Genomic DNA, 15,923 nt, shown 5'->3' with positions numbered 1-15,923 from the left:
CACCGGTAGAAACCTCCTGAAGGGTGGCCACGCGGCCGCTGTCACTTTGCGCGGGTGTAGACCGTCTGCCCGCGCAGCTTGAAGGCGTCGCTGATATAGGAAAAATTCTCCGAATGCCCGGCAAACAGCAGCCCGTCTTCTTTAAGCAAAGGGGCAAAGCGTTGCAAAATGGTTGCCTGGGTTTCTTTGTTGAAATAGATCATGACGTTGCGACAGAAAATGGCATCAAAGGGGCCCTGCACCGGCCACTTGGGCGCCAGCAAATTCAGGGGCAAAAACTCCACCAGCGCCGATACTTCCGGCCGTATCCGGGCAAGACCGATATGGTTGCCCGTGCCCTTCTGGAAGAAACGTTTGACCCGCGCCTCGTCGAGCTTGCGTACCTGCTCCTGGGGGTAGATCCCCGCTCGGGCCCGGGCCAAGGCATCGGTATCGATATCCGTGGCGACGACCTTGGCGTTGGACGCCTTGGCGCCCAGCACTTCCAAAAGCGTCATCGCAAGCGAATAGGGCTCTTCGCCCGTCGAGGCCGCGGAACACCAGATCGTGATCGGCCCGGCCTTGTCCTTGATATGCTCGGCAAGCAGCGGAAAGTGGTGTGCTTCGCGAAAAAACGCGGTCAGGTTGGTGGTCAGCGCATTGGTAAACGCCTCCCACTCTTTGGCATCGGGCTGGCGCTCTAGCCGCGAAAGATAGTCGGTAAAGCGGGTCATGCCGTGATGACGTAGCCGCCTTGCCAGACGGCTATAGACCATCTCTCGCTTGTGTTCGGCCAGCACGATCCCGGCGCGCTGATAAATCAGCTCGCGGATACGCAAGAAGTCAGCGTCGGTCAGTACAAGATCGCGCTCGATCTGACCTCCCGTCGTCCATTGACCGGTATCTGCCGACCCATCACGTGGTTCGTTCAAAATGCTTGCCACTCCTCTGCAACCGCGGTCTGCCGTTTGATAGGCACAGAAGCCGACGGGGTAGTTGTTGATGTATCGCTTGAAGACATCGCGGATGCATCTTTTAGGGCATTATGGGGTGTTCTGGGTGGCGAAAACCCGCTGGCGGTGGCCGCCCTGGGCGCCTCACTCTCCAGCCTGAACGCCTCGACCGACAGCGCCAGCAGCGTCGTTTGACGCTCGAGCGATACCGCGGCCTGGGCCGTTTCCTGCACACGCGCGGCGTTTTGCTGTGTCGCCTGATCCATTTCGGCCACCGACTGGTTCACTTCGCTAATACCGGCACTCTGCTCTTCGGACGCCGAAGAGATTTCGTGCATGATGTTCGTGACGCTGCGCGCGGTTTCCGCTACGTCGCCGATCGCCGTCTCGGCGCGTTCGACAAGCCCGGCCCCGGCGGCGACATCCTGACGCGAGCCATCGATCAGCGTGCGAATTTCCTGGGCGGCGGAGGCCGAGCGTCCGGCCAGGTTGCGCACTTCTTCGGCGACGACGGCAAAGCCGCGGCCATGCTCGCCAGCTCGGGCCGCCTCGACCGATGCATTCAGCGCCAGTATGTTGGTCTGAAACGCAATCGAGTCGATGGCGTTGATGATATCGGCCATTTGCTGAGAACTTTGCGTAATCCGCTGCATGTTGCTGACCAGCTGGGTCATCAATTCGCCGGTTTCACTCACCCGCTCAGCATTGTTATCGGCCAAACGGCGCGCCTGTTGAGCGTTTTCACTATTTTGGCGAACGGTCGTGGTCATCTCTTCCATGCTGGAGGCGGTTTGCTGAAGCGACGCCGCCTGCTGTTCGGTACGCGCGGAGAGCTCTTCGTTGCCGCTGGCGATGTTCTGAGCCGCCGGTGTCACGACACCGATCCCCTCTTTGACATCGCCAATGATGCTGCCAAGGCTCTTACGCATGGTATTGAGCGAGCCCATTAGGTGCCCGATCTCGTCCTGGCGGCGCTCGGGAACCCGCGCCGCCAGGTTGCCGCCGGCAATTTGCAGCGTAAACCGCGAGGCGTCTTTTAGCGGTCTCAAAATGGAGCGCAGAAGCACCGTACCGAGCAGAATCAGCGCCAGCAGGCCAACCCCGAGCACGCCGGCCTGGGTAGCCAGCATGGCCGTTTGCGCCTGTTCCGCGTCAGCGGCCATCGCCTCGGCGGCATGCTGTTCCTGGGCGATCAGCTCGTTGACCATCAGCGATAGCTCGCGGCCTTCGCTATTCATGGCGCTGGTGACATCGCCGATGCCGGTCAGCACGTCCAACGCATCTTCGGCCTGGAGCAGCCGGGCAGCGCCGCCCATGCTGTCGGCAAAAAACACTTGAAGACGCTCGTCAAAGGCATCGGCAAGCTCGGTGGCATTGGTCTCGCTTGCGTAAAACGCCTGCCAGGTGGCGCCGATTTCTTCGATCTCCTGCTCGATCTCCGCGCCGATCTCGAAACGCTGGTCGATGAGCTCCATACGCCCACGTTCGACCAACTGCTGCCGGGCCTGGGCAAGGCCCTGGTCGATCTGCTGAAGGCGAATGACATCGCGCAAGCCATCCTGATTGAGCCGCTGGAGGCGCTCGCCGGAGGCGTCGATGCCGTAAAGCCCGATCCCGCCGCTGGCGAGCAGCAGCGCCCCGCCGACCACGATCATTCCCACCAGCTTGGCGCGAATGGTGTCCGGGCGCAGCCGCTTGATACGTGCCACCACGCCCCGGCGGCGGATACGCCCTTTATCGAGGTACACGCCCCTGGCCCGCCCTTCGCGTATGCCCGCGTAAACGCCTTCCGCGTAGGCGATGGCCTCGCGACTTGCCTGCACGCGTACCGAGGTATAGCCCACCACTTCATCGTTTTCGATGATCGGCGTAACGCTCGCCTCTACCCAGTAGTGATCGCCGCTTTTGCAGCGGTTTTTAACCAGCCCGCGCCAGGTCTCCAAGGCGCGGGCGGTCTGCCACAGGTTTTCGAAGGCCGCCGGCGGCATATCCGGGTGGCGAATGATATTGTGCGCCGCGCCGATCAGCTCTTCGCGGCTGAAGCCGCTAATCTCGATGAAGGCCGGATTGGCGTACGTGATACGCCCGTCAAGATCCGTCCGCGAGACAAGAAAGTCGTCCCCTTTGAGCTCTACTTCCCGCTGGGTAACTGGCTGATTATTGCGCATGGCATTGCCTTATTTTTGGTATTAGTAACGTCGTTGCTCTTTCAAGCCTGGGCCAAGAGCCTGCTTATCCGGGACAGGAGGCCTAAAAGGCTTCCCACTCTTCAACGGCCTGACCGCGCGGGGCGGGCGCCGGGCTTGCAAGGCTTGCCGGGGCCGGGCGCGCCAGCGGTGCGGGCGCCGGGGCCGGCGCTTGTTGCGCACGCTCGGCGACCCTGAAACGCTCGACCGCCTCCCTCAAGCGCGCGGCGTCGCTTTCGAGCTCGTTGGCACGGCCGGCGGCCTGTTGCACCAGTCGGGCGTTCTGCTGTACGACGTCATCCATCTGGGTAACGGCCTGATTTACCTGGCTGATACCGTTGCTCTGTTCTTCCGAAGCCGAGGCGATTTCATCCATGATGTCGCTGACTCGCTGAACCGCGCTGACCAGGCCTTGCATGGTTTCGCCGGCCTGATTGACCCGGTCGGTGCCGCTGTCCACCTTGGTGAGCGAGGCATCGATGAGCGCGCGGATCTCTTTGGAGGCGTTGGCGCTGCGGCTGGCCAGATTACGCACCTCTTGCGCAACCACCGCAAAGCCACGGCCGTGCTCGCCGGCCCGCGCGGCTTCCACCGAGGCGTTGAGCGCCAGAATATTGGTCTGAAAGGCGATGGTGTCGATCACCGTGATGATGTCGGCCACCTTGTGTGAGCTGGAGCTGATCTCCTGCATGGTCTCGACGATACGACTGACTTCGTCACCGCTTTGGCGCGCGGTGAGCGTGGCGTCGCCGGCCAGGGTGCTTGCCTGACGCGCGTTGTCTGCATTGTGGTTCACCGTCGAGGCGAGCTCCTCCATGCTGGAGGCGGTCTCTTCGAGCGACGAGGCCTGCTGCTCGGTACGCGATGACAAGTCGTTATTGCTGCTGGCGATACTCTGGGCGCGCTCGAAGATGGACGTGCCGCTTCGGCGAACCACCCCGACGGTTTCCGATAGCGAGGTTTGCATGTCCGCCATGGCAATATAGAGCCGGCCGATTTCGTTATTCCCCGGCGCGCTAATCTGCTGGTTCAAGTCACCTTCGGCCATGCGCTCGAAATAGCCCACCAGACGGCTGAGCGGGCGCAGTACGTTGACGGTGACGCCCCATACCACGACCGCCACGGTGAGCGCGGTCACGACCAGCACCGCGATCAGCGTCCAGCGGACAATACCGGCAAAGTCAGCGAAGAGCTGCTGTTGGACCGCGATATCGCTCGTTGACCTTAGGATGGCACCGCTCTCCTGAAGCGCGTAAAGCCCCGTCGCGCAGGCGGCGACGACAAGCAAGGAGAAGGTAACCAAAACCAGTGCCCAGCTAAGCCGGACGGTCATGTTGTTCATCAACTGATGCATTAGCGATATCCCTTTTCTACGCCTGCGGCTCTGGTCCTGCCAGTGCTCTTTATTGCCAAAGTCTTTTAACTCGATCTTTTAAAAAGGTCTTTCGCGCCCGGCCTCTTAAAAGCGTTACGCCTGCCCGGGGTTACGCTTGCTGCGTACTGTCGACGAGCGCCATCTCTTCGCTGGTTAAAAGCTTGTCGATATCCACCAGTACCAGCATGCGGTCTTCGAGGCTGCCCAGTCCGCTCAAGAAATCCGAAGAGAGCGTGACGCCGAACTCCGGCGCGGGTTTGATCTGGTCCGGCGTCAGGGTCATGACGTCCGAGACGCCGTCCACCACGATACCGACGACGCGCTCGGCGACGTTGACCACGATCACCACGGTCTGGCCGCCGTACTCGACGTTGTCCAGGTGAAACTTGATGCGCAGATCGACGATCGGCACGATCACGCCGCGCAGGTTGGTGACCCCTTTGATGAACTCAGGGGCGTTGGCAATACGGGTCACGTTTTCGTAGCCGCGAATTTCCTGAACCTTGAGGATATCGATGGCGTACTCTTCTTCGCCCAGTGAGAACACCAGAAATTCGCTGTTGTCCGCTTCCGCGGCGGCCAGCACCGCGTCACTATTGGAATGACTCATGACAGCTCGGTCTCCTTGTCATACGAGAAATGGGGGTGGTGGTGAACGTTTTTGCCCGCTTCTTTTTTATGGCGGCTTAAGCGGTGTAGGCCGGTAATATCCAGAATCAGCGCCACGCTGCCATCGCCCAGGATCGTGGCGGCGGAGACACCGGGCACCTTACGGTAGTTGTCTTCCAGATTCTTGACGACCACCTGCTGCTGTCCCACCAGCTCGTCGACCAGCAGCGCATAGCGCCGGCCTTCGCCCTGTACGATCACAGCGATACTCTTGGTCGGGTCGGTAATGGCATCCGTCACGTCCAGCGCTTCATGGATCGCGATCACCGGCAGATACTCGTCGCGCACCTTGAGCACGACGTCGTCGCCGGCCATGGCGTACATGTCGTCGCTGGAAGGCTGGAGCGATTCAAGCACCGTGGATAGCGGTAGAATGAAGGTTTCGCTACCCACCTTGATGGACATACCGTCCAGAATGGCCAGCGTCAGCGGCAGCACGATACGCGTGTTGGTGCCTTCGCCGAGTTTGGATTGAATCTCGACGCGCCCACCCATTTTCTGGATGTTCCGCTTGACCACGTCCATGCCGACACCACGCCCGGAGACGTCGGTGACCTCGGCGGCGGTGGAGAAGCCGGGGGCGAAAATGAGCTGAAAGACCTCTTCGTCGGTCATGGTGTCCGAGACGTTCAGCCCGTTCTCGCGAGCCTTGGCGAGCAAGCGGTCACGGTCCATGCCGGCGCCGTCGTCCTTGACCTCGATGAGAATATTACCGCCCTGATGGCGGGCGGCCAGGGTTAGCTTGCCTTGGCGGGGCTTGCCCAGCGCCTCGCGCACCTCGGGCATTTCGATGCCGTGGTCGAGACTGTTACGCACAAGGTGGGTCAGCGGGTCGGTGATCCGCTCCACCAGGCTCTTGTCGAGCTCGGTGGACTTGCCTTCGGTAATCAGCTCGATCTCTTTACCCAGCTTGCCGGCGGTATCGCGCACCACGCGGGGGAAGCGGCTGAACACGAACTCCATGGGAATCATGCGGATCGACATGACCGATTCCTGCAGATCCCGGGCGTTGCGCTGAAGAAGGCTCATGCCGTTTTGTAGCGACCCGTTGCCTATCGACTGATCGTTTAAATCGCTCACCGTTTGATCGAGCATCGACTGGGTGATGATCAGCTCGCCCACCAGGTTGATGATTTGGTCGACCTTGTCTACGGAGACGCGAATCGAGCTCGATTCGGGCACGGCTTTCTTGGCCGCTGCCTTGTCGGCTTTTGGGGCCGCGGCCGGTGCGCTCGCACTTTTTTGCGGCGGCGCAGGTTTTTCTGCCTGGGGCGCTGGCGCAGCAGAGGCCGGGGGCGAGGCTTGGGCGGGCGCGCTGGGCGCCGCCACGGCGCTTATTTCGATCTGGTCGGGCTCGATGATAAAACACATCACCGCTTCGATATCGTCGGCACTCGTGCTTGCACTCATCACGACTTCAAAGCGCTTTTCGTCGCCGGACTGCTGCACGATGTCGCCCAGCTGTCCAAGTTCCTCTACCAGCAGCGCACGGTCTTTATCACTTACGTTCAAAAGGGCCACGATCAGCTGACTTTCTTGCGCTGGCACCGCTTCGCTTTCGCTGGACGCCGGCGCCGGCTCCTTGGGCGCGGTTTCGCTGGGCGTTATGGCCACTTCCAGTGGCTCGCCCATCTCTTCCAGCGCGATTTGCTGAAGCACATGGCAGATGCGCTCAAACGCCTGCTGGTCGGGTTCTTCCTCGCTGCGATAAGCATCGAGCTGTTCGTGCATGATGTCTTTGGCCTCTAAAAACGTATCAACGAGGTCGGGGCGTAGAACGAGTTCTCCCTTTCGCGCGTGATCCAACAGGTTTTCCAGGATATGCGTGGTTTTTTGCAACACGCTAAACCCAAATGTTCCCGCACCGCCTTTGATGGAGTGGGCGGCACGAAAAATGGCGTTCAGCTGCTCGCTATCCGGATTATCGACATCCAGCTCCAGCAAGTGCTGCTCCATATCCGCAAGCAGTTCTTCGGCTTCTTCAAAAAAGGTGTCAAAAAAATCCGCTATATCCATGCACTGCTCCACATTAGTGTCATAGTCGTTATGACAAGCCTCGCTTACTGCGCTATATCGGCTTGCGGAAGGTTTTCTAAAGTTTCTTCCATACTATTTTCATCCGACACCGTATCTCCCGGGCCCAAAATACCGGGGTTGCGGATGGCTTCGGCGATCTCTGGAAGCAGTACGACAAGCTCGATGCGTCGGTTGCGTGGATCTATCGCCGTTGTCTCGGGTAGCAGTACCCGGTCGGCAAAGCCCGACACGCGAAGCAGCTGGTCCGGGTCGAGGCCGCCGGCCACCAGCTCGCGGCGCGAGGCGTTGGCGCGGTCGTTGGAAAGCTCCCAGTTGCTGTAGCCGCGGTAGCCGCCGGCATAGGGCACGCTGTCGGTATGCCCACTAATGCTCAGGTCGTTGGGCAGCTCGTTTAAAAGCGGCGCCATCGTGCGTAGAAGGCTGCGCATGTAGGAGGCGACCTGGTCGCTACCCAGCTCGAACATCGGACGCTGATCGGTATCCAGAAGCTGAATGCGCAAGCCTTCCCGGGTCAGGTCAAAGCGCATTTGGGAGCGCAACTGACGAAGCTCCGGGTCCTGATTGATCGCGCGCTCGATGCGCTCCTGAAGGTCGTTGAAAAAGCGCCGCTCCTCCAGGCTTGGCCGGGTATGCTGCATGACGTCGATACGCGCACGCTCGCCGTCGGTATGCGTCGGATCGGGGCCACCGCCGGGGATCACCCGAGTGCTGCCCGAGCGGTCACCGCCGGTCACCGCGGTGACCAGCGGGGCACTGAAGTACTCGGCCACGCCTTGGCGCTGCTCGTCACTTGCCACGCTCAAAATCCAAAGCACGAGAAAAAGTGCCATCAGCGCGGTCATGAAGTCTGCCAACGCGATTTTCCACGCGCCGCCATGATGGGCGTGGACCACTTTTTTGCGCCGAATGACGATCGGGCGCTTGTCGGCCCCCTTACTCATGCATTACCGCCCTTTTTCGCATCGCGCACGTACTCCTCGAGTTCGCTAAACGTTGGCCGCTCCTCGGTGTGCAGCGCTTTACGACCAAACTCCACCGCCAGCTGCGGGGCGTACCCATGCAGGCTTGCCAAAAGCGTCACGCGAATGCACTGAAGCATTTTCTCGGCCTCTTTTGCTTGGCGGTCGGCGTAGCTGGATATCGGGCTGATAAAGCCGTAGCCCATCAAAATACCCAGGAAGGTGCCGACCAGGGCGTGGGCGATCATTTCACCCATCTCGTCGGGGCTGGCATCGGCATAGGTCAGCGCTTTCACTACGCCCATGACCGCCGCCACGATACCGAACGCCGGCATGGCATCCCCCACCTTGCTGATCGCATCGATCGGTATATGAAGCTCCTGCTCAAAGACCTCGATTTCGTGGAGCATCAGCTCATCGATTTCCATGGGCTCCATGCCCCCGCTGACCATCAGGCGCAGGTAGTCGGTCAAGAAGTTCATGATATGCGGGTCGGAAAGCACCGTGGGGTGTTCCTGGAAAAGCTCGCTCTCCTGGGGGTTGTCGATATCACGTTCGATACCCAGCATGCCCTCACGACGAACCTTGGAAAGGATTTTGAACTGCAGCGCCATTAGCTCCATATAGAGCGCTTTATTGTACTTTTTGGAGCGCTTAAGCTTAGGGAGTACCTTGAAAGTCGCCTTGATGGCCTTGCCGTTATTGGACGCAATGAACGCGCCCACGCCAGCCCCCCCGATAATTAATAACTCGAGGGGCTGATAAATTGGTCCAAGGCTTCCCCCCGCCAAGACATACCCACCAAACACCGACAGCAGTACTACCAAATAACCTAAGAGAATCAGCACACGTACGTTCCTTGCGATGACAGTGAGACATCAGAGGTGTCTGCTTCATCGGTTGTGGTGATGAACGTGGACACTCCCCGCCTATTTGACGCTTAGGCCTATCATACCAGGGCACTTGCAATTCTTAATGATAAAGTACCGCTACCTTTCCCCCCTATCTCAGGATTAAACACGAACTTAATGTGAGTTAGGAGGTAATAAAAGGCTTCGAGGGGAGGCTATGTTATGCCTGAGGTTTGCGGGTCTTACCCGCGCGGGAAGGGGGCTGGCAGATGCCGCATACGTAGTCGCGGGTAGGGCTGTGCGCGTGCGCGACGAAACGGCCCAGGCAACGAGTGCAGGAGGTAAGCTGTAAAAGATCGCTCTCGAAAAAACGCACCAGCGTCCAGGCGCGGGTCAAGCCCAGCACCGGGTCGACGTTTTCAAGCGTGACCTGCTCTTCATAGAGTCGGTACGCCTTGACGAAGGCGTCGATACGCTCGCAAGGCGTGTTTTTTCTGAGGCTGCCATAGATATTATAAAAAAGTGACGAGTGAACGTTGGGTAACCAGGTCACGAACCAGTCAGTCGAAAAGGGCAACATCCCCTTGGGCGGGGAAACACCGCGGACCTCCTTATAGAGCTTGATGAGCCGGGTACGGCTAAGCTCGGTTTCCGTCTCCAATACCTGCAATCGGGCACCCAGCTCGATGAGCTCAATCGCCAGCTGAACCTGGTGCATTTCATCGACCAAGCTTTTTTGAGTCACTCGGCCTCCCCTTTGGGCAGCGAATCAAACGGTTCGCCGGCCATCAAAAGTGAGGCGTGCAACCCTGAAAGCCCCTGATCTCGGGGGTTTTCCATCACCTGACGTAGTTGTTTGGCGCTTATGTCGCTAAACCGGCACACCAATTGATTGGTGCGGGCCAGCCTGGAAAGCTGACGGGCGTTCAGGGACACCAGCAGGTCAGCGAGCTCGCCGTCCACTTTCAAACGCAGCATCGCCGCATTGCGGTCTTCGCTTAAAAGACGCTGGGCCAGCAGCAAATACGCGAGGTTAATTTCCTGGATTTCATCGAAGAAGCTTGTTTGACTCATAATGTTCCATCGAACGTCGCGGCGTTAATCAACCACTACACTGACGCCAAAATGATTGTTGTTCCCTACCATCATGGTTGCACACAACGTCAGTATTGGCTACTTGCGCCTTTCAACATGAGTTTCTTCTTCTCCAGAGAGCTCGAACACCCATACGAGAAGCTCCGCTACTACCTGGTATAGGCTAGCAGGAATTTCCGTGTCCAGGTTGAGCTGCATCAAAAGTGCCACGAGTTCCGGCGCATCGTGAACATAGATCCCCTGGCGCTCCGCCTCCGCCATGATACGCTCGGCAAGCTCGCCATAGCCCTTGGCCACGACCCGGGGCGCCTGCTCCCCTTCGTGATAGGCAAGGGCCACTGCCTGGCGGCGGCGCTCGGTCGAGGAATCCATCAGGTCTCACCCTGGGGTTGCTTTAGATTGACGCGCACTTTTTGAAAGTCCAGCGCACCAAGGCGCTCCTCCAGCCGACCAATCGAGGGTGCCAGGTGCGCGTAAGTCTCCTCATCGAAGGTATCCACCGACACCTCGAGCACGGACCGGAAAAGCGAAAGCGTCACGCTGAATGCGCCCACGTTGGGTACTTCGAGCTGCATCTGTGAGCGCCACTCCTGCTCGGCCTCTGCGCCTTCGCCTCCCTCGTCACCCTGCTGCCGACCGGTGGGTAGATTGATGACCAGCGCCATGAAGATACCCGCCCAGACATCACCCTCCCAACGCAGCACCGGGGTAGCCAGCATTTCAAGCTGCTGGCGCACCAGCCCCTGTAGGCTTTCGTGAACGACCTCGCGCTTGGTAGACGATAAAGCTTCGAACTCACGAAGCGCGGCGGTTTCCCGCGCTGCGAGCGCGCGCGCCTCCGGCTTTTCGGTCAGTGGCGAAGGCGTTGTAGCCAGGTTACCTACGGAGCGCTCGATCCCAGCGCGCTCGCTTGCAAGCCCCGGCGCAACACCCGCGCTGGTGTTCGCGCCACCCGCCCCTGCGCTGGCCCCGGGCAGATTAGCCGCCGCCTGGGCCGCCGGAGCGGTGCTCGGCCCCGGCACGCCCACGCCACCCGCCGCGCCTTGTACGAATACCAGCGCCGTGTTGGGCAAAATGGGGCCGGGCGTGCCCGAGCCTGGAAACGCCCCCCAGCTCGGCGCCTGGCTGGCGACCAGGGGCCTGACAAACGACGTTTGGGGGTCTGCAGACGTTTGAGCCGATGACGGATACGCCCCCGGCTGGGCCTGTGGTCCAGCGGACAACTGACCTGTCGACTGATACACGCCAGGCTGTATTTGCGGGCCAGCCGGCAGGGGGCCGGACGGCTGAAGCGCGCCAGACTGTATGGGTGGGCCAGCGGGCAGAGGACCAGGCGACTGGAGGGCGCCGGGTTGGACTTGCTGCCCAGCCGACAAGGGACCGGACGGCTGAAGTGTACCGGGTTGCGTTTGCGGGCCAGCCGGCAAGGGGCCGGGCGGCTGAAGTGCACCGGGTTGCGTTTGCGAGCCAGCCGGCATTGGGCCGGATACCTGAGGCCTGGCAAGCTGCATCTGGGGCTCGCGCATCAGCTGCTGGCGGGGGACCTCGCCTTGAAACCAGCGCTTCAAGTGGGCTTCGTAAAACAGGCCACTATCGCGAATACTGGCGTTGAGTCGGTTGGAGAGCGTCTCGGCACTGGCGGGCTCGTCGGGGCCCATCAGCGGGGCGTCGAGTCGCACTGCCGTGGGGGGCGCGGGAAAGCGCAGCAGAACATCGGCGATACTACGCGCCGCAGGGCTAAAGTGGGTTTGCGTCGAGCCCGGCGCTCCCTCGCCTTTGGACGCGGGCAAGCCCCGCCCGCCCTGGTCCGGCGAAGCAGGGAGGCGGCGCAAGTCGTCAAGAGGAAGATTGGTTGTGGGGCGACCATCGAGGCTCGAGTCGCGGGATAATGCGCGGGGGCCGTCGCCGGGCGTAACCGGCTGGACGGGGGCGTTGATCGAGCGCTGTAGCGAATCCGACTGACGCCCCAGCACCTGGTGCATCAGCGTATCGATCAACGGCGTGATGCCGCTCACAGCGTGGTGTCATCCTGGCCGGTGACGCCCTGCTGAGGCGCGTAGGCGCGGTGCAGGTCGCGCTGCTTTTGAGAAGCGCCGATCAGCTTGCCCAATTCATCGCGACGGGTGACCAAGCGGCGGCGAATATCGACATCGTGCTCCAGGATGCGCTCTAAAAGCTCGGCTTTGAGCGTCCGACCCGAGGCATCGAGCGCGACACGCTCATCAAGCACACGAAGCTTATCGACTAGCACAACGTAGTGGGTACGCTGTTCGATAAGCTCCGCCCACTGCTCGTTGCTCGCCAACGACTGCATATGCGCTGCGCGCGATAACAGCTCGCTGTAGGTATCGAGCAGGGCTTGCTGGGTATCGGCATGTGCCGTGTCAAAAGCAGACATGATGAGCCTCACGCACTTTGTGGATGGCCTATTTCACGCCAGGCCGAGGCAATATCCTCTAAAAGGCGTTCTGCCTGATCGAGGCTTTCTTCGTCGTTACGCAGGTTCGCGGCCAATAAAAGCCGTGCGATGTAGTCGTAAAGTGAACCGAGCCGCTCGGCAACCGCGCCCCCTTTTTCCTGATCGAGGGCGGCGTTTAGGCCGTTATTGACGATATCCAGCGCCTTGGAAATAGCGCGACCCTTTTCGCTGACATTACCCGCCTGCATGTGGATGCGTGCCGCGCGAATCGACGCCTTGGCACCGTCGAACAGCATAACGATCAGTTGATGCGGGTCTGCGGACATGACGCCACTCTCCACGCCGACGCGGGCGTAGGCATTAGCCCCCCGTCCATAGGCGCCGCCGCTGCGAGAATAAGTCATAAGGGTACTCCTTAAATGAATAAAATAGCCGCCGATGTCGCAATGCCTGATGGGCTGCTCGAACGACCTCGTTCAAACGGACCGGCCTGTATTGTTTATCGGCGTAGCCCAGGGCGACTTTAACGGGTCGCGGGCTTTTTGATCGGTCTTTGCAGCGGTTTAGGTGGAGACCGCCACCTCGCGTTTCGGCGTGCCCAACCGCTCGGCGACATCGCCGGCAACGCTATATTTCAGCGTACTGCGTAACGGCGCTGCGGCCTCCTCGGTCAAAATGACCTCCGTTGGCGTCCCTTGCTCATCGACACGCACCACCCAGGCCAACTGTTCGCTCGAAAAAAGCGCCAGCGCCCCTACGGGGAGCGACTTGAAGTGGTCGATATAACGCTTGACCCAGCGCGGGTCGAACTGCTGCGGATGACTCAGCAGGTAGCGGTAGATTTCCTGAGTCGTCTTGGCCGGACGGTCGGGGCGGTCGCGGCGCATGGCCTCGACCACGTCGATAATCGCGCAGGCCTTGGAGAGCTCGCTTAGCTCATCACCACCGAGCTGGTCGGGATAGCCGCTGCCATCCATGCGCTCGTTGATCCCCTTGATGACCGCTTGAGCGACGTTTTTCGAAAGCCACTGACAGCTCTTCAACCGATCGAGCAAAAGCCCCGGGTGTTCGCCAATCGCTTTTAAATGGCTAGCGTCCAGGTTGGGCGCGGTGAATACGACTTGGGGAATCAATGCCTTGCCCAAATCGTGGACGAGGGAGCTTGCCACCATGGCCTTGCGGACATTGTCCGGCGTGTCGCGGCCGAGCCAATCCAGAAGATGAATCGCCACCGCGATGCCATGACGTACCAGCAGCGGCTCCAATGACAGGCAGCGGGAAGCGAAGAGCAGCGCCTGGCGATCCTCCTCATGCAAACTGATGATGCGGTCGGCGTTGAGTGAGAGCTGGCGCGAGTCGATATCGCTGCCCTCTTGCAACAATAGAAGCTGGGCGTCCAGGTAGGCGGCCACTTTTACCAAACGCCGCGCGGCCGGAGTAGCGTAGTACTGGAGATCGCGACGGCCGACCTGGTACTGCTCGCCTTTTTCGGCTCCCTGAGCGGCGAATAGCGGCGACGACTGGCGCGCCCCCTGGTTTGCTTCCTTGTCGTAGCGCGTCGCTTCGCGTTCGATTTCACATACGAAGTACCAGATCTTGCGCGACTGCTCGGCGGTATGATCCACCAGCTCGAACCCAACGCGCAGCAGGTGGTGCTCGGCGTCGGTCAATTGATGCCGTGCTTCGCCATCTACCGCGAACTGCGTGCCGTCGGGAAAGGTAAAGCCAAGCCTTAGCGGCGAACCGGCGTTGGCAAGTAAACCGCTGGCCTTGAGAGGGAGTTCTACTTGGCAGCCACTTTGAGACAAGTCGCGCAACTCGCCCTGAACACTCTCGCCCTGCTCGTCGGTCACCGATACCGCCACCGTCATGCCCATGCGCAGCTGGGTGCGAAACGTTTCGCGCCGCTGGAGCACATAAAGCGCTTCGGGGTAATTGCTGCGGCACAAAAGCCGCCCGCCGGAGTGGCTTGCGTCGATCAGCGAAAGCGGAGCCGTGCGAATGACCTTGCCCTGGGACTGGCCACGCAGGAAGAAAGGCTCTGCCGCCTGCAGCCGGGGAAGCAGATAGCTCACCGATGACAGATCCATTACCAGCGCCTCACCTGCCTGTTGCTCCATGAGAACGATGGGCTCGGGGCTTGCATCTGGCGTCATCAGACAAATCGATACCCCGCCCGTTTCGATCATCGTATCGAGCAAAGAGCCGATTATTGAAGGGGTACTGACGCTTTCAAACCCGTCCTGCTCCACTTCCATCACCTTCTTCTCCGCGATCGACGCTAGTCGTTAGCGTCCTTGTTATTACAGTGAGCATACCAAAGCGCGAGGCAAGCTATTGGCCTATATGGCGCTACGTGGACAGCTATTTTAGGCATTTAAGAAATACCGGCGATTAATTTTCCATCACAGTAAAGTTCGCTCGATAGCAGCCGATGGTTCTTCGTGAGGCCCATACGTTTATGCCGGGGCTTCGAAGACACGATGTGTGATTTCCGCCGCTTGGCAAACTTCAAAAGGAATACACGTATGGACTCTTTACCGCTGGATAGTTCCGTCATTTCATCTTCCACGAGCGCCTCCTCCCCACCCGCCTGGCAAACGCAGCCCCTGCGCCAGGAAAGCGTGGCAAGCCTGCTTCAAACACCAACGCAAAGCCAGCCCCCGGCAACCGAGGTCTCCAGGGAGGAGCTGGAGGAGCCCATTGCCCGCCTCAACGAAGCGCTGCGTGATCGTGGCGTGGAGTTCGAGGTCAGCGAAGAGGCTTCCAGGGTAATCGCCCGTGTGATCGACCGGGAGACGGGGGACGTCATTCGCCAGATCCCAAGCGAAGAGGTACTCGAGGTGGCCAAGCGGATAGAGGAGATGAAGGGGGGAATTATTTCACTCGAGGCTTAAAAACCGCGCAGCCTGCCGCCACCGAACTACCGGCTGAGGACACGCTGCGGCTGCGCCGCGCTTCGTGCGTAGCGCAGGCTTTAAACCTGCATGTTCATCACGTCACGGTAGGCGCTGACCAAACGGTTACGCACCTGCAGGCCCATTTGAAAGGCCACACTGGCCTTTTGCATGTCGACCATGACGTCGCCGAGCTCCACGTTAGGCGCACCGGCCTGGAACTCCATCGCCTTGGTGTCAGCGCTTTGTTGTAGCTGGTTGATACGCCGGATGGAGGCCTGCAGCTCGCCGCCAAACCCACTTTGCCCCAGGGCGGCCGGCTCGCTTTTCAGCGGCGCTCCTGCTTGAGAAGCCATACCCTGCATCTGCTGTAGCGCGGACTGAATGGCGGGTGAACTCATACGTATGCCTCATAGTCGATACGGTTGAAGTAATGTCGCTACCCTACCACTGGCAGCACTCCTCTCATACGAACAAATAAGTCATAAAAGCTGAGCTTTTCC

At 60.1% G+C, this 15,923-nt stretch carries 16 protein-coding genes; 1 reads left to right on the top strand and 15 read right to left on the bottom strand.

Annotation, left to right across the window (positions count from 1 at the left end; all coding sequences use genetic code 11):
• Positions 1 to 41 precede the first annotated feature (41 nt).
• The 14 genes from ACWHXT_RS00580 to ACWHXT_RS00515 form a co-directional block, all read right to left on the bottom strand.
• Positions 42 to 911: a CheR family methyltransferase gene (locus tag ACWHXT_RS00580; RefSeq protein WP_447927626.1), complete on the bottom strand. Its 870-nt coding sequence runs from the start codon at positions 909 to 911 to the stop codon at positions 42 to 44.
• Positions 908 to 3,100, bottom strand: coding sequence for a methyl-accepting chemotaxis protein (locus ACWHXT_RS00575; protein ID WP_447956871.1), 2,193 nt, complete (start codon positions 3,098 to 3,100; stop codon positions 908 to 910). Before ACWHXT_RS00575 ends, ACWHXT_RS00580 begins: the two co-directional genes overlap by 4 nt.
• A gap of 82 nt (positions 3,101 to 3,182) precedes the next feature.
• On the bottom strand, positions 3,183 to 4,472 hold the full coding sequence (locus tag ACWHXT_RS00570; protein WP_447956870.1) for a methyl-accepting chemotaxis protein: 1,290 nt from the start codon (positions 4,470 to 4,472) through the stop codon (positions 3,183 to 3,185).
• A 130-nt stretch (positions 4,473 to 4,602) separates the two neighbouring features.
• Complete coding sequence (gene cheW / locus ACWHXT_RS00565) at positions 4,603 to 5,103, bottom strand: chemotaxis protein CheW (protein WP_447927623.1); 501 nt, start codon at positions 5,101 to 5,103, stop codon at positions 4,603 to 4,605.
• A complete protein-coding gene (gene cheA, locus ACWHXT_RS00560) occupies positions 5,100 to 7,178 on the bottom strand; it encodes a chemotaxis protein CheA (protein WP_447927622.1) in 2,079 nt (692 codons plus the stop codon). The genes cheW and cheA overlap by 4 nt, the downstream gene beginning before the upstream one ends.
• A 44-nt stretch (positions 7,179 to 7,222) precedes the next feature.
• On the bottom strand, positions 7,223 to 8,140 hold the full coding sequence (gene motB / locus ACWHXT_RS00555) for a flagellar motor protein MotB (protein WP_447927621.1): 918 nt from the start codon (positions 8,138 to 8,140) through the stop codon (positions 7,223 to 7,225).
• A complete protein-coding gene (motA, locus tag ACWHXT_RS00550; RefSeq protein ID WP_447927620.1) occupies positions 8,137 to 9,006 on the bottom strand; it encodes a flagellar motor stator protein MotA in 870 nt (289 codons plus the stop codon). The genes motB and motA overlap by 4 nt, the downstream gene beginning before the upstream one ends.
• Before the next feature lie 223 nt (positions 9,007 to 9,229).
• Entirely contained in the window at positions 9,230 to 9,754 is a 525-nt protein-coding gene (gene flhC / locus ACWHXT_RS00545) for a flagellar transcriptional regulator FlhC (protein WP_447927619.1), read from the bottom strand.
• The gene (flhD, locus tag ACWHXT_RS00540) at positions 9,751 to 10,083 is read right to left on the bottom strand and encodes a flagellar transcriptional regulator FlhD (protein WP_447927618.1); all 333 of its coding nucleotides are present in this window, start codon (positions 10,081 to 10,083) and stop codon (positions 9,751 to 9,753) included. The genes flhC and flhD overlap by 4 nt, the downstream gene beginning before the upstream one ends.
• 99 nt (positions 10,084 to 10,182) lie before the next feature.
• The gene (locus ACWHXT_RS00535) at positions 10,183 to 10,476 is read right to left on the bottom strand and encodes an EscU/YscU/HrcU family type III secretion system export apparatus switch protein (RefSeq protein ID WP_447527358.1); all 294 of its coding nucleotides are present in this window, start codon (positions 10,474 to 10,476) and stop codon (positions 10,183 to 10,185) included.
• On the bottom strand, positions 10,476 to 12,119 hold the full coding sequence (locus ACWHXT_RS00530; protein ID WP_447956869.1) for a hypothetical protein: 1,644 nt from the start codon (positions 12,117 to 12,119) through the stop codon (positions 10,476 to 10,478). Before ACWHXT_RS00530 ends, ACWHXT_RS00535 begins: the two co-directional genes overlap by 1 nt.
• Positions 12,116 to 12,502 (bottom strand): flagellar protein FliT, encoded by a 387-nt coding sequence (gene fliT, locus ACWHXT_RS00525; RefSeq protein ID WP_447956868.1) that lies wholly within the window; start codon positions 12,500 to 12,502, stop codon positions 12,116 to 12,118. The genes ACWHXT_RS00530 and fliT overlap by 4 nt, the downstream gene beginning before the upstream one ends.
• Before the next feature lie 8 nt (positions 12,503 to 12,510).
• Positions 12,511 to 12,927 carry a flagellar export chaperone FliS gene (gene fliS / locus ACWHXT_RS00520; RefSeq protein WP_447527355.1) on the bottom strand — a complete coding sequence of 139 codons (417 nt, stop codon included), beginning with the start codon at positions 12,925 to 12,927 and terminating at the stop codon, positions 12,511 to 12,513.
• Between the two features lie 159 nt (positions 12,928 to 13,086).
• Positions 13,087 to 14,781, bottom strand: a complete 1,695-nt coding sequence (locus ACWHXT_RS00515; RefSeq protein ID WP_447957998.1) for an HD domain-containing phosphohydrolase — start codon at positions 14,779 to 14,781, stop codon at positions 13,087 to 13,089.
• 270 nt (positions 14,782 to 15,051) lie between these two features.
• Between ACWHXT_RS00515 and ACWHXT_RS00510 the strand changes: the two genes are divergently transcribed.
• Positions 15,052 to 15,420 (top strand): flagellar protein FlaG, encoded by a 369-nt coding sequence (locus ACWHXT_RS00510; protein WP_447956867.1) that lies wholly within the window; start codon positions 15,052 to 15,054, stop codon positions 15,418 to 15,420.
• Positions 15,421 to 15,500: 80 nt separating this feature from the next.
• On the opposite strand, the gene fliE is transcribed toward ACWHXT_RS00510, so the two are convergent.
• A complete protein-coding gene (gene fliE / locus ACWHXT_RS00505) occupies positions 15,501 to 15,821 on the bottom strand; it encodes a flagellar hook-basal body complex protein FliE (RefSeq protein ID WP_447956866.1) in 321 nt (106 codons plus the stop codon).
• Positions 15,822 to 15,923 lie beyond the last annotated feature (102 nt).

This window comes from Vreelandella halophytica, from assembly GCF_968193635.1.
The sequence above is the reverse complement of the archived record's forward strand: the minus strand, read 5'-3'. Positions and strand labels throughout refer to the sequence as shown.

Coding starts and splice junctions, on each gene's coding strand:
- ACWHXT_RS00575 (WP_447956871.1), bottom strand. CDS start 3,100: ATGCGCAATAATCAGCCAGTTACCCAGCGGGAAGTAGAGCTCAAAGGG.
- ACWHXT_RS00570 (WP_447956870.1), bottom strand. CDS start 4,472: ATGCATCAGTTGATGAACAACATGACCGTCCGGCTTAGCTGGGCACTG.
- cheW (WP_447927623.1), bottom strand. CDS start 5,103: ATGAGTCATTCCAATAGTGACGCGGTGCTGGCCGCCGCGGAAGCGGAC.
- cheA (WP_447927622.1), bottom strand. CDS start 7,178: ATGGATATAGCGGATTTTTTTGACACCTTTTTTGAAGAAGCCGAAGAA.
- motB (WP_447927621.1), bottom strand. CDS start 8,140: ATGAGTAAGGGGGCCGACAAGCGCCCGATCGTCATTCGGCGCAAAAAA.
- flhD (WP_447927618.1), bottom strand. CDS start 10,083: ATGAGTCAAACAAGCTTCTTCGATGAAATCCAGGAAATTAACCTCGCG.
- ACWHXT_RS00535 (WP_447527358.1), bottom strand. CDS start 10,476: ATGGATTCCTCGACCGAGCGCCGCCGCCAGGCAGTGGCCCTTGCCTAT.
- fliT (WP_447956868.1), bottom strand. CDS start 12,502: ATGTCTGCTTTTGACACGGCACATGCCGATACCCAGCAAGCCCTGCTC.
- fliS (WP_447527355.1), bottom strand. CDS start 12,927: ATGACTTATTCTCGCAGCGGCGGCGCCTATGGACGGGGGGCTAATGCC.
- ACWHXT_RS00515 (WP_447957998.1), bottom strand. CDS start 14,781: ATGGAAGTGGAGCAGGACGGGTTTGAAAGCGTCAGTACCCCTTCAATA.
- ACWHXT_RS00510 (WP_447956867.1), top strand. CDS start 15,052: ATGGACTCTTTACCGCTGGATAGTTCCGTCATTTCATCTTCCACGAGC.
- fliE (WP_447956866.1), bottom strand. CDS start 15,821: ATGAGTTCACCCGCCATTCAGTCCGCGCTACAGCAGATGCAGGGTATG.